We start from the raw sequence: 14,472 nt of genomic DNA, 5'->3' as shown, positions 1-14,472 counted from the left end.
ACTCATGGGCTGCAAACAAAGATTCGAATCACTAAGAGCCACATATAGCGGCTCTTTTTTGTCCTGAACTTGGAAAGTGGCGACAGGTCTTGAAGCGCTCAGAGGGTTACGAGGACTCGCTTCAGATAAATGAAGAAAGATCGAACCGAAGTATTTTATTGCCGATTTGACTGCCTATACCGTTGCCATTCCGCTGTTAATTCAGCTTTTTCTTTTCTCGCTGCAATCAGCATTTCTATATTAACGTCAGTGTTTGGGTGCTTTTGAATGTATCGCTCGTAATCAACCGGAATACCATTGATGTGCAGTTCAAGGTGTAAATGCGGCCCTGTTGTTCTTCCTGTGTTACCCGTTTTTCCTATCACTTGTCCTCGGCTGATCTTCTCGCCAACGTGGACGTGGCGTTGAGATAAGTGTAGGTAGCGTGATACAGAGCCATTTGTGTGGCGGATATTAATGTAGTTGCCCGCAAAACGGTTGTAACGAGACTTTAAAACGATACCATCAGCAATACTACGAATCGGTGTACCTACTGGTGTTGCATAGTCAGTGCCTAAGTGCGGAGTCGTTATATTAGTTACTGGGTGTGTTCGTTTTAAGTCATAGCCAGAGCTTACTCTGTAGCTTTTATCAAAGGGATCTGAAAATCGGAGTTTATTTTTTATTGACACGCCATGTTCATCAAATATGTTACCTTGTCCATCATTGATAATAAATAAATCGGTTTTACTACCTAAATAGTAAAAAGAACTAATATAGGTTTCATTTCTACTATTTAACTTAGTTCTTAAGATAAAATGGTCACCTCTCTTAACTGAATCAATAATATTAAAGTTACTTTTAATAAGGGCCAATAGCAAATTAATCTCTTTTTGACTTATTCCTGATTTTAACAATGAAGCGACAAACGAGTACTCAACCACACCTATGGTGATTTTTTGTCTAAGAGTACCCACCTCAAAAGGCGCTTGAACTCCCTCATTCTTGAACTCCAAAGGCTTGACGGTAGGCAGTCTATCCATGGGAGTGAGGATGTGGTGAGAAAGAGACACGCCAATAAAAATGAGTAAGGCAATGGTGAGAAGGGTTGTGGTAGGAGTTCGCATACTCCTTTTTATTATCAAAATAGTCATTAGTTTTGGTGGTTTATCAAGGCTGACAGTTGTGCGTAGAGTATAATATTTTAAATAAAACCTAGCATTAAAGTATGGCTAATTCCTCCGTTTTAACTAAGTGAATAATTATAGGTGATGATTTTAATTTAATAATTTAGTAAAAGTGACGGTTGGCCTGGTGTTTTTGGCTTTTTAAATGGTGTTATTGTCACGTTGAGAAAATATTTTACAATAATATAATCTCGGCAAAATATATTTTGCCAAATTACTATGTTCGCTAAAAATACGCTGAAATTAACATTAGGTCTTACGCTTACATCTCTTTTATTGAGTGCATGTGGTGGTGGTGATGGAGGAGACAACACACCTCCAGCTAGAAGCAAAGGAAGCATTTCCGGTATGGTTTTTGACGCCCCTGTAAATGGCGCAAAGATTGAGGTTTTCGAGTTCAAAAATGGAAACTTAGGCCGGAAGTTGGCTAACACGACGTCTGATGCGTTCGGAAACTATCTGCTAGAGTTTGAATCGTCTTCAATGCCTCTTTTTGTTGTTGCAAAAGAGGGGAGTTATACCGACCCGTTTACGAATGAAACGGTATCAGTGAGCAATGCGAAGACACTTAAATTTGAAGGTGTTGTGAACTTTAAAGAGGGGAGTGAGCAAAAGTTAATGCTTACTCCGCTGTCGAACTTGGCAGCAGGCTTGGCAAAGTACAAAATTTCTCAAGGATCCACAGATGAGAGTGCCTTTTCAACTGCTTTGGATAGTATCAATAGCATGTATGGGTTTGACGTAAATGAGACCAAACCTATTGATATAACCAAAGGTGGGCAAAGCAGTTTTGCTAGTGCTGGGCATCAATACGGCGCTTTATTAACTGCATACTCGTCTTACTCTTACGATCTTATAAAAAAATACGGCAACAGCGATAACGTCTACACTTCAATGCATTTCGCTGACATCCAATATAGGGATGTTATTGCAGATGGTGTTCTTGATGGTCTTGAAGTGAGCCAGACTTCAGGAGCAGTGACTCCCCTCAGCTTTGGACAGAAAAAGATAAATAGCGACATTTATACACGTGATTTATCTCAGCATGTTCTGATCGTGGTAAACGATCCAAGTGTCAATATCTCTGGTACTGATGCCGCAGACTATGTCGACTTTAGTAAGAAGCTTAATGACTTAGGTACATATGGCAGTACTGATGGCGTCATTCCACCGCGAGATGGTACGGATATCGATACAGATGCGCCAATAGTTACTCGTACGGACAGTGATGTGCTCGCTGGCACCGATAAAGTTGATCTAAAGATTGTAGATGATATCGGCGTAGAAGACGTATCCGCCTTTATTCAGTATCAGGTTAATGGCTCTTGGTCTGGTGAATTTCAATGTAACGACATACAAGATTTTGGAAGCACATTCTGTTCGGTTGAATTTGATGATTTTGAAGTTGGCCTTCGAGAAACCAACGTTAAAGTTAACATTAATACCAAAGAGATCGATAGTGTGGATATGAACCCTGCCACAGGGCTCTCAAACGTAACAGCAGCACGATTAGTCTTATATACAGCGGATGTATTGGGTAATGAGTTAATTCCAGGCAGCCATTCGGGTCTTCATATCAACTTTGAATGGGATAACGATGCGCCTGTTATTGATATTACATCGGCGAGTGCAATTAATAATCAACTTAAAGAGTATGTTCTGAAAGGGGTTGTAAAAGAAAGCTCGCAAGAGATCAGTTCGGTCAGTATTTCATTTAAAGATGGCTTACATGAGGACGTCACATGTTCTCCTGTAACTCTAGAGTCTGGAAATGCTTGTGAGTTTAGTAAGGCTTACCCAACTGATGAATTCCTATCTACGACTGTATTTGAGGTTCGAGCGAAGGATAGCAAAGGCAATACGGGTGCCGCTCAGCATGCAGTAAGTCGTGACGATCAAGCGCCAGCACAAACGATTACTTATCCTGAAGGTGCGTCAATGACGTACGTAAATGTCGGTTTAGATGGTGAACGAACCACTTACGATGGTATCTACTCTCAAGATACGTATACCCCAGACAATGTTCAAGCGAGCCGCGATTTCTTGAAGATTGACTATGCGTACGCAAGTATAGGGATTCAGAATTCATTAAAAGGGGTAGATTTTAGTAACTTCAACGCTAATTTATTGAAAGAGAATAAAATCCCTTATGTTCGTGTGAAAGTATCAGACGTAAATACCGATACGGTTTTAGGCTCCAACGCTAATAAGCTTAAGCTCGTCGTCAAGTACTATGTAAGCCAAAATAACGATAACAACTACTCACTTCAGCAAGTTATTGATACAACCGCATCGGATGATGACTACATCGCAAAAATTCCGCACGAAACGCTGTTAGATAGCAATGGGCGAGTAGAGGATGTCATCTATTATATTCCATTTGTAAGAGATATTTTGGGTGACAGCTTTAAATCGGTATCAGAAAACAGTAGTCAAAAGTTAGTCATTCAAACCGTCGATGAGTCTGATAACGAAAGCACTCCAAGAGAAGTATACTTTAGAAGTAGCTTTGATCTGCCAACTATAAAAGTGGTGACACCATTTATTGGTGCGCGAGCGCAACTTGAAGGGTTGAGTCCAAATGGTGAATTCACTTCACTTGCGAGTTGTACCACTATCCAACAATTGGAAAGTGACCAATCAATGGCTCTTGACGTCGCGAGTTGTGAAACCACAACTGATGTTGTGAATTATGACTTCATGCGTGTTCGTTTAATTGGTATCGAAGGCAGCGAGCCATACTACTATCAATGGAAAAGAGATCCAGGAACCAAAAAAGTAACGGTTGATTTAAACAAGGCCAATATTGGCGTGTACTTTAAGCTCAATGGCTCTCAGACTTACTATATTACTGAACTATCGACATATCAGACTAGCTTGTTTGATTTCCAGTGGGATCAAGTCACTGCCGGAGAGAAAACTTCTGAGCGTGCGATTCAAATTCTTGAAGAGGTGCGCTACGCGTTATCAGGCACGAACAACAACTCATTCTTTGGGTTTGATCCAACGGTTGTGCCTTATGCAACGAACGAAATGCTTGCTACCAAAGCGATTCCAGAAAAGCCATCAAACGATTATCTACACCGATTTCTTGTCGAAGCCATCGATAGTATTGCTCAAGGAATGCCGAGAAATAACTCATTAGATTTTGCCTCCGCTATTTACGATGATTTGAGCTTTGATGGAAAAGCGAATGGTATTGGTGTTGGTGGACGTCAGGTTATGCTCGATTCTTATCAATTCGGTTCCGATACTTATCGAAAGGATTTAGCGCAATCGTATTACGAAATCATGGCGAGCAAATACGGTATTGAGACCAATATCGCGCAGCTCTATGCTGATGATATTTCGATGGCTAATCCTAACTTAAATGGTAAGAACATTTTTGATACAGAGGGTAGCAGTATCGATATCTTGCCTCCACAGCCAAAATTAACGATTGAAAGCGGTCGAGAGACGATGGTTGGCAATAAGCTTTATATTGCTGGTGAAGTTGTTTCTAAAATTGTCCTAGACGATCCTTCTGGTATTGTAGAAACCGACGCTTATGGTCCGAAGTTTAGCACGATGTGGTATCAAGCCAGTGAACCAAACATTGAAATACCGCTGGACATCAACATTGTAGAGAACCCTGGCAACAGCAATGCTTATCGAAAAGAGTACCTCTTTACCCTTAACTCTCAGTCTAGTGAACTAAAAGATATTTTAGAGTTTGCTGTGGAAACCAGTGCCATGGACCCACATGGCAATGCGTATGGTTACGATGGCAAAGCTCCGTTTATAGAAACGGTATTTATTGATAATGATTTCCCTAAAACGAGTTACCTCCCACCTAATGACGTCGACGGTAAACCTGTAGAAGACGGTATTTATTTAAATGCCAAAAATACCCATGAATTGACCTTCAAGGTTGAAGACGTTGTGGGTGACAAGCTTTCTTCAAGAGGTCTTGTTTTCTACCAGCAAACGGGTGAAAAAGTCACATACACACCAGAGGACTTTGCGAATAACTCGAAAGACGCCTTTAAAGTCAAATTATGTACGGGGGGGCTTTGTTCAAATCAAGGCGCGACGATTTACCCGGGTGATGGTGATTGGTTAGTCGTTGCAGCGGCAGAGGATAATTTAGGTAACTCCGTTTCAGAGTTAACTAGCACGGCTCCGAGATTCAATATTCGTATCGACTCTGAAGCTCCTATTGTAAAAAGTGAGCAGGTTCAAAGTCGTTTAGGCGGTAACAACCAATGGACACCTGTTATTGATTGGGGGACGTTAAGCCCTGGCAATAATGTAAAAATAGATCTTCGCCGAGGATCTGGTCAGGCACTGACATTAGAAAGCTGTGACCCTCTAACAGAGACGTGTGACGTACCATACCTAGTTGGTGAACAACCTGACGTCAAAGTTCAACTGGTTTCAAAAGCATTTGATTACGATGAATGGAATGAATTTTATGTCACTGCGACGGACAACGCTTACCCTGCCAATGTTAGTACAACAGGGAAATTCACATTCCAAGTCGATAACAAAGGCCCAGAAATCATCCTAAATACGCCTTGGGTTGAAGACACATTGTCCAAAGAGAACTATGTTGTCGGGCGTGAGTTCAACGTGCGATTTAAATCCGTAATAGACGATTCAGACATTGAGCAAGTCTCTCTATATCAGAATGGTAAAGATTCGCCAATTAAGACAATTGTGCCAACGGATTCATCTAAAGAGTTTGCAATGTCTCTCATTAAGAGTGACACAGATAAAATAGACATTTCTGAAGATGAAAAAACCACGTCACTGTATGTAAAAGCAACCGATATTTACGGTTTTGAATCTAGTTCTAACACGCGCAAGGTTATTCTTGATCGTGATGGGCCAACATTAGGGTTAAGTGGTTTCAATGCGAATGACTACTACTTAGGAAACTATGTCTTTGACCTAACGGCGTTAGACCTGAATGCAAACGGTGATATTTCAATTAATGGTGTAAACCGAGAAAGCTTAGAGTATTGGACGTTTAGCGATCTGGAGCCATTACCTGGCTCTCCAGGTAAAAAAATCAATGAAGATCTCAAAGTGAGCCTTGGTGATTTAGGTACGGGTACACACAAGGTTCGTTTAAAAGGGTCTGATGTTCGTGGCAACACAACCTTAACCAGTGGTGAGCAAGATTTTACCGTTAAAGTGTATAACTCCATCCCGCAGGTAACGCTAGCGATGAGTTACACGGATGGAACGCCAATTACAAACAACACCATCTATCAAGATGGGAATATCGTACTTACGCTTGATATTGTTGATGATAGTGGCGTTGATCGAATCGACTCAACGTATAGATTTTCTGGAGAGCAAAACGGGACTACCTTTACGTTCTCAGAAACCGCAGATGGCACTTGGACGGCAACGCTGCTTTCTACACAAATTGCCAAAGATGGTAACTATGAACTTGATATAAAGGTTTACAACAAAGTTCGTTACCTTGACGAAAAAGACAGAAAGGTTGGAAAAGTAAACCAAACCTTTAGCATACAGCGTGAAGGCGTGGTTCTCTCGGTTGCAAGTCCGCTGGACTTCCAGAACTACTTATCTGATGGTGTTCTTGATGTCACCTTTACTACATTGAGTGCGGTCAAAGCCAAAACGTTAGAGTGTTGGGTTCGTGAAGAGTACAACTCTCTAGATGCACCACCAACTAATGAGCAACCAACTTCTGGTGTTATCAACGTATCGCAAGAACCTTATAGTTGTAGTGTCAATGTTGGGCAAAACATGACGAAAGCACCTGTCACTTTGATCACTAAAACCTTGGGTACAAATGGGCGTGAAACGATCAACAAGTTCAATTTTTCGATGGTGGATATTGATGCACCAACAGTCGTTGATGGTAACTCATACAGTTTTAAAGGAAGTGATGTTTGGTTTGATGAAGCTTTGAAGAAGAAGATGCTCACATTTGAGCTCTCTTTCAATGATGCTTTGTCAGGCGTGAATACTGAAAGTTCAGATAAATATCCAAAGTTGGTTCGTAATCTTGGCAACAAAGCTTATACACCAACGACCTGTGCCAAAGGTGTTGGAAATATCAAGTGTACGTACTCTGAATCCTACGCCGATATTATTGATGGTCTGAGTACAACTCAAGAATACAAAATCAAGAACGTATCTGATTTAGCAGGAAACTTGACGCCAGAGCATGATCTACTGCTTGAATTACCTAAAGGTTCGGTAGTCGTTGAAATTACTGATCCGGTTGGAAACACAACCATTAATGGCCAGCAGCTTGTCGCTAAATTCAGAATTAAGTTGTATGAAAACTCTAGGCTAGACAATGTGATGGCCAGATTTGGAACGGAATCCTACAACTATAAAGATAATCCGGAGAAGTTTGCGCAATTGGAAGTGTGTGCAGATGACCCAACCTACAAGTGTTCAACATTTACGAGTGAACTTCCTAGCGATGCTGATGGAAAAACGATCAGGACAATTATTACCGCAACGGATGTGTGGTCGAGAGTCGGTGAAGCGACCGTTGATATTAAAGTTGACAACACACCTCCAAGTGTTGGCGATGAGATTATCGTAACTGAATCGCCAACAAATCCAGATAATGTTCGTTTTCGTTTCGACATAACGGACACTGGTAGCAGCCTCGCAAAAGTAAACTACTCGGTTTTAAACCCGAGTTATCAAGAAGAAAGAGTAGAGGATGGGAATGGTTCATCTACGTACTTTGAACTACCGAAATCTCAGTTAGAGGGGCGTGGTTCAATCACAGTAGACATCAAAGCGACAGATAGCGTCGGACTGTATTCTGATATCAGAAAAGTCATTGATATTAGTGTTCCTAAAGTCACAGTTGATTTCGATGGAATTACGAGTTTGCAGGGTGGGAAACTGTTTTTAACCAAGGCGAGCCAGCCGTTTACGGTATCTACGGTGGAAGGAGAAAGAGTGAAAGCTTCACAATATTCTGTGGAGCTTATTCCAAGCCTAGGTGATTCCTTGCGTTACTCAGGTGATGTTATCTCATCTAGTGGTAATGGAATGATGAACTTTTCCGTCGATAACCAAGGGTCATATACCCTTAAGGTGACGGTGACGGACTCAGTTGGAAGAGAGAATACAAGCTTTGAATTACTAGGCAAAAGTTATGATGGACAAGTGATCGAGTCTATTGTTGATTATGACGTTCCAAGTATTTCTGGCTTAAGTGCTAATCAAATCTCTAAGATACCGACAAACGATAAGTATCAGCTAGAAATTAGTGCATACATTACAGATAAAAATTTAAACATCGTCACGTCAAAAGCGGTGAGTGGTGGCAGCACTGTGGCTCCTCAAGCGATTACTGAGCCGACAACCGAAACGGGGCCTTATGTCATAAGCTATTTGTTACCTAAAGGCGATCATACGATCACGGTGGCAGCAACAGACAAGGTGGATAACAAGAACGAGAGTTCTATTGACGCACATGTGGAAGCGGCAACCGTTCCCGGGCTAAGTATATCTGCTGCTTCAAGCGCCCCTCTTTTTGGGGGCGAAGAGATTACGCTCGCGTTTAACTTTACAGAAGAAGTTACGAGCTTTGATATCTCAGATGTCCATCTTGTCGCTAGTGATAGCGGTGCAACAGGAACGTTAAAACAAGATACTTGGTCGACTTCAGACAATATTACGTGGACGGTTAATTACATCAGCCCAGAAAAACAAGATAAAAATATCACTATTCAGGTAGAAGATAATAGCTATCAAAGTACCAACACCATTCCAGGAAAGGGAAGCAGCTTAAGTATCGCGGTTGAAGGAACCTTACCAAAACTGACTAATGTGACATTTAACCCCGAGCATCAGAGCGTGGGGCAAAGTGTGAGTGTCTCGCTTGAGTTTGATAAAGAGCTCCAAGAGGCGACCGCTACGCTTGGCGGCAATCGCATTAGTTCTCTGTCCGCAACGGCAGATAAAAAGGTCTGGGTTGGTGATGTACAAGTTCCGAGCACCACGCTGTTAAGTGTCGACTTGGTTGTTAGTCAGTTTAAAGATTTGACTGGTAACATAGGGGAGGATAACACCGTTCACGAATTACCTATCACGCCGACCTTAGCTATCACTCCAGTGGGCAGTGTGGATGAAATGCAAGCCGCCACGTTACAATTCGAAGGCACGTCGACACGTTTTGACGGCCAGTCCCTTCGTCTTGAAGTGAAAGCACAAGGCAGCGCGACGGTACTAAAAAGCAGCAGTGCAACGGTACAAGCTAGTGGCACTTGGACCAGTGACGCAATGGATATGAGTCACCAAACCAATGGCACTTATACCGTGATTGTGACAGGGACGAACTCTGCGGGTATTGAAGTGAGTGAAAGCCAGAGCTTTACACTCGCGCAATCTCTGCCAACCTTGACTAACGTGACGTTTACGCCTGAGCATCAAGCCATCGGCCAAAGCGTGACGGTGACGCTGGAATTCGATAAAGATCTGCAATCCGCCGCAGCGGAGTTAGGTGGTACCACGATCACCTCATTAGTGGCAACCGGGGATCCAAGCGTTTGGACTGGCGATGTGGTGGTACCAAGCACGTCAGAGCTCAATGTGGCGTTGCTGGTTCGTGACTACCAAGACTTGTCAGGGAATACAGGTAGCCAGAACACGGCTTACTCCATGCCGATCACACCGACCTTAGCCATCACTCCAGTGGGCAGTGTGGATGAAACGCAAGCCGCCACGTTACAATTCGAAGGCACGTCGACACGTTTTGACGCTCAGTCCCTGCGTCTTGAAGTAAAAGCCCAAGGCAGCGCGACGGTATTGAAAAGCAGCAGTGCGACGGTACAAGCCGGTGGCACTTGGACCAGTGACGCGATTGATATGAGTCACCAAACCAATGGCACTTATACCGTGACTGTGACAGGGACGAACTCTGCGGGTATTGAAGTGAGTGAAAGCCAGAGCTTTACACTCGCGCAGTCTCTGCCAACCTTGACTAACGTGACGTTTACTCCTGAGCACCAAGTCATCGGCCAAAGCGTGACGGTAACGCTGGAATTCGATAAAGATCTGCAATCCGCAGCGGCGGCGTTAGGTGGTACAACGATCACTTCATTAATGCCAACCGCGGACCCAAGCGTTTGGACTGGTGATGTGGTGGTACCAAGCACGTCAGAGCTCAATGTGGCGTTGCTGGTTCGTGACTACCAAGACTTATTAGGGAATACAGGTAGCCAGAACACAGCCTACTCTATGCCGATCACGCCGACCTTAGCCATCACTCCAGTGGGCAGTGTGGATGAAACGCATGCCGCCACGTTACAATTCGAAGGCACGTCGACACGCTTTGACGGCCAGTCCCTGCGTCTTGAAGTGAAAGCCCAAGGCAGCGCGACGGTATTGAAAAGCAGCAGTGCGACAGTACAAGCCGGTGGCTCTTGGACCAGTGACGTAATTGATATGAGTCATCAAACCAATGGCACTTACACCGTGATTGTGACAGGGACGAACTCAGCGGGTATTGAAGTGAGTGAAAGCCAGAGCTTTACACTCGCGCAGTCTCTGCCAACCTTGACTAACGTGACGTTTACTCCTGAGCACCAAGTCATCGGCCAAAGCGTGACGGTAACGCTGGAATTCGATAAAGATCTGCAATCCGCAGCGGCGGCGTTAGGTGGTACAACGATCACTTCATTAATGGCAACCGCGGACCCAAGCGTTTGGACTGGTGATGTGGTGGTACCAAGCACGTCAGAGCTCAATGTGGCGTTGCTGGTTCGTGACTACCAAGACTTATTAGGGAATACAGGTAGCCAGAACACAGCCTACTCTATGCCGATCACGCCGACCTTAGCCATCACTCCAGTTGGCAGTGTGGATGAAACGCAAGCCGCCACGTTACAATTCGAAGGCACGTCGACACGTTTTGACGGTCAGTCCCTGCGTCTTGAAGTAAAAGCCCAAGGCAGCGCGACGGTATTGAAAAGCAGCAGTGCGACGGTACAAGCCGGTGGCACTTGGACCAGTGACGCGATTGATATGAGTAACCAAGCCAACGGCACTTATACCGTGATTGTGACAGGGACGAACTCTGCGGGTATTGAAGTGAGTGAAAGCCAGAGCTTTACACTCGCGCAGTCTCTGCCAACGTTGACTAACGTGACGTTTACTCCTGAGCACCAGGTCATCGGCCAAAGCGTGACGGTGACGCTGGAATTCGATAAAGCATTACAAGCTGCCGTTGCAGAGTTAGGTGGCACAACGATCACTTCATTAGTGGCAACCGCGGACCCAAGCGTTTGGACTGGTGATGTGGTGGTACCAAGCACGTCAGAGCTCAATGTGGCGTTGCTGGTTCGTGACTACCAAGACTTATCAGGGAATACAGGTAGCCAGAACACGACTTACTCCTTGCCAATCACACCAACAATACATCTAGATGCTATCAACGATGTTACTGGAGTGGAAAGCGTGACAGTAAGTGGTAGCAGTGAACGGTTTGAAGATGGTGAGTATATAGATATCAAAGCAGTCGACGCTGATGGTACAGAGGCTACAGGCATGGCAACCGTATTTTCAGACTCATGGACAATTGACTTAGATCTTTCAGGACTGAAAGACGGGGCGGTGACGATTTATGTGAATGGTACCAACAAGCTGTCTGCCTCTGCTGAAGAGGCTCAAGCAACATTTAACTATGATCGTTACGCAAGTACGGCCTCTTTAGGAGCTGTCTATAACCGATATTTTGGCGAGAACAGAACCTTTAAAGATGCCGCATAAATAAAGCGAGCGTTTAGCTCGCTTTATTTATTTGGGACTTTTTGTGATATTTATCAAAATAATTGCCTTTATTGATAAGTTACTCGAATTAATGAATCGTCTTAATACAAGGCTGAATAACTATAATAACTAGGCCAATGTTGCTTTTAGGTGTGTATGACGTGATTGTGATGGTCGCTCGGCAGGTGCTGTGGTGAATGTGTCGCGTTGAAAATCTTTTTAAATATTATATATTTACGCTCGTTTCTATACTCTGAGTATAGTGTTCTGCATGAGGTCGATGGGTAATACCTCGCCTCTTTAACTCGCGATGAAGCAAATTTAATCCTAGCAAGCTTCAGAGCAGTTACTTTTGTGAGTGCGTAATGCGCTCACCTTTTTATTTAAACTTCCTCAGTAACAGTCAATTTGTTGTTTGTTGCTGAGGAGGGCACCTCATAAACTTCTGAATTTCCTCGTGCTTACCTGAAGCGCACGTGACTACAATTTTTGTTAACTTCAGTCCATAAATTAAATTTTTTTAGATAGTAAGATTTTACCATTTTGACAGAGTGGGTGATGTTACTGGCTTTTATTGTGGTTAAATCGCATGTTTTTATAGTAAAAATCGCCATTTTTTTGGTGTTTTTGATTTCGGGCGATTTTTCTATCTCGTTGAAAATAAATGGCTAAGTAAGTAGGATACGCAGACCAAATCGTACTTGTAAGCCTTATCAGCTTAATTGTCACCGCAGCCATATTTACGATGTTGGTTGTGGAGAATTCAAATGCATTTAGTTTGCAAATTTATACCTAGCTCGAAGCTATCCTCCAACGAGCTATCTTATGTTCTTACACCGGACGAGTGTATAGGACAGCTTTCGCGTTTGCGAAATTCAGATGACATCCTTAGAAACCTCCCTAAAGAATTGGCGCAAAAGATTTCCATCTCTGCCAAAAAAACGACCAGCGCATTGCTAGCTGCGATAAGAATCGAATTGGGGAAAGGCAATTGGGTGTCATTATCTACCGTTGCTCGTCGTTCGCCATTGACGGACTCTCAGCTGCAAAGCTTCCCTAGACTTAAATCACTCGTTGACTCTGTATCTGCTTCGAATGAAAGCAAAGCTTTTAAAGCGGGTTATAAGCAGGTTACTGACGATGTTGCTTTAGTTCGTAGTTACACGCATGTCCCCTCTGAGCCAAGCCCAGATCAAAAAATCGTTGTCGAGTTTGCAGGGCAGTGGTCTAGCAACGCGGCATGTTTGATGTTGGGAAAAACCGAAGCTCAAAAAGAAAAAGTGACTGTAGGCAAGGCTGATACAGAAAACAAACACCGCAGCCTCGCGACATTTAAAGATCTCGAAGCTGAGGGCAAAACGCTCTATATCAAAATCCCTTGCACTGACCAGCCTCAGCCAATTTTGCTTAAACTCGCCGAAGATCTGCAACCCGTTGATAAAGAAATTCAAATGGATGAGTGGGATAACGTGTTGGTGCCTGTGGTTCCGCTGCACTTCCCTGGTAGCGATAAATCAGATGAAGCTGCGGAAGTGTTTAAATCAGGCTACGTGTATGTTGTTTGGAACAATAAAATTTGGCGCGAAGTGGCAATTACGGAAAATGGTTACTTTTCAGATACGGACATTAATAGTGTTCGTGAAGGCTCTAGACCCAAAAGGCACGCCGATATCTATATGACCAATCCTGAAACAGGCGGTGTTTTCGCTTATGAGCCTTTCCAAATCGTGCAGAACGGCAAGGTGGTAAGTGAAGGCTCTTTGAATGGCTCTGGAGAGGCTCGAGTGTTCAACTTAGTTGAGGAAGAAGTTGAGATAGTCATGACTGGCTATGAGCCACAAATCAAAGAAAAGATTGAAACAAATTTGAGCCCTATTAATGCTTCTAGCCCAGTGGAGCGGAGCGCGCAAGGTTACCCTCTCCCGCATATATGGCTTCCTTACAAGATTAAAGGTGAGCCTCAAGAAGTATATTTGGCTTATAACAGTAAACGATTGAGCGAGAGTGAACTATCTGAACTAGAAAGTGATCCCGGAACCAAGGCCATAAAAGTCACTGATCTTAACCATTATAGCAGTGAGAAAAGCTTTAAAATTGGAGACGGTTCTGTTCGCCTGCTCTCAGTATTACCAAGTGCTGCGACCTCAAAACCTGAAAAATACGCAATGTTACGAAGCCAGGTAAATAAAAATGTAGCGGTCGTGTATTTACTTAAATCTGTCGAGATAGTTTTCGAATATCCGGGTTATACGACGCTGGACGAGTCAGATGATTACTTTGAGTTAAGGCAAAGCGATGGTGATTGGTCGCAGCGAGTGTGCTTGCGCCAATGTATAAAAAAAGAGAATGGTTCTAGGTTGATTCGTTTTACTGGTTGGCCTGCAGAGGTTAAAGAAGTGGATCTTCTCCGTGGTTATCAGGGCAATAGTCATCACGGAAGAGATAATAAAACGGTCATTTTTGCTCAAACACCCATTGCGGATTTACTGGCTTATAAGAAAAAAGATCAGACAAGTTAACAAAACAACTTATTCGGGTTGCGTTG

The 14,472-nt window shown here is 43.4% G+C and carries 3 protein-coding genes; 2 read left to right on the top strand and 1 reads right to left on the bottom strand.

Annotated elements, in window-relative coordinates:
- Positions 1 to 155: 155 nt before the first annotated feature.
- Positions 156 to 1,133 (bottom strand): peptidoglycan DD-metalloendopeptidase family protein, encoded by a 978-nt coding sequence (locus tag FKN08_RS10630; RefSeq protein WP_170892083.1) that lies wholly within the window; start codon positions 1,131 to 1,133, stop codon positions 156 to 158.
- A 381-nt stretch (positions 1,134 to 1,514) separates the two neighbouring features.
- Here FKN08_RS10630 and FKN08_RS10625 point away from each other — a divergent pair, with 381 nt between their 5' ends.
- Together FKN08_RS10625 and FKN08_RS10620 are read left to right on the top strand one after the other, a co-directional pair.
- Positions 1,515 to 11,927: a tandem large repeat gene (locus tag FKN08_RS10625; protein WP_170892082.1), complete on the top strand. Its 10,413-nt coding sequence runs from the start codon at positions 1,515 to 1,517 to the stop codon at positions 11,925 to 11,927.
- A gap of 767 nt (positions 11,928 to 12,694) precedes the next feature.
- A complete protein-coding gene (locus FKN08_RS10620) occupies positions 12,695 to 14,446 on the top strand; it encodes a hypothetical protein (RefSeq protein ID WP_170892081.1) in 1,752 nt (583 codons plus the stop codon).
- Positions 14,447 to 14,472: the final 26 nt, after the last annotated feature.

Origin of the sequence: Vibrio sp. 1-2 (7-a), from assembly GCF_013048515.1 — a bacterium.
In the GTDB taxonomy this organism is placed as follows: Bacteria; Pseudomonadota; Gammaproteobacteria; order Enterobacterales; family Vibrionaceae; genus Vibrio; species Vibrio diabolicus.
This window is presented reverse-complemented; position numbering and strand designations above follow the sequence as displayed.

What these genes read in the sequence shown, in the direction of transcription:
- FKN08_RS10630 (WP_170892083.1), bottom strand. Translation starts at nt 1,133, where the DNA reads ATGACTATTTTGATAATAAAAAGGAGTATGCGAACTCCTACCACAACC.
- FKN08_RS10625 (WP_170892082.1), top strand. Translation starts at nt 1,515, where the DNA reads ATGGTTTTTGACGCCCCTGTAAATGGCGCAAAGATTGAGGTTTTCGAG.
- FKN08_RS10620 (WP_170892081.1), top strand. Translation starts at nt 12,695, where the DNA reads ATGCATTTAGTTTGCAAATTTATACCTAGCTCGAAGCTATCCTCCAAC.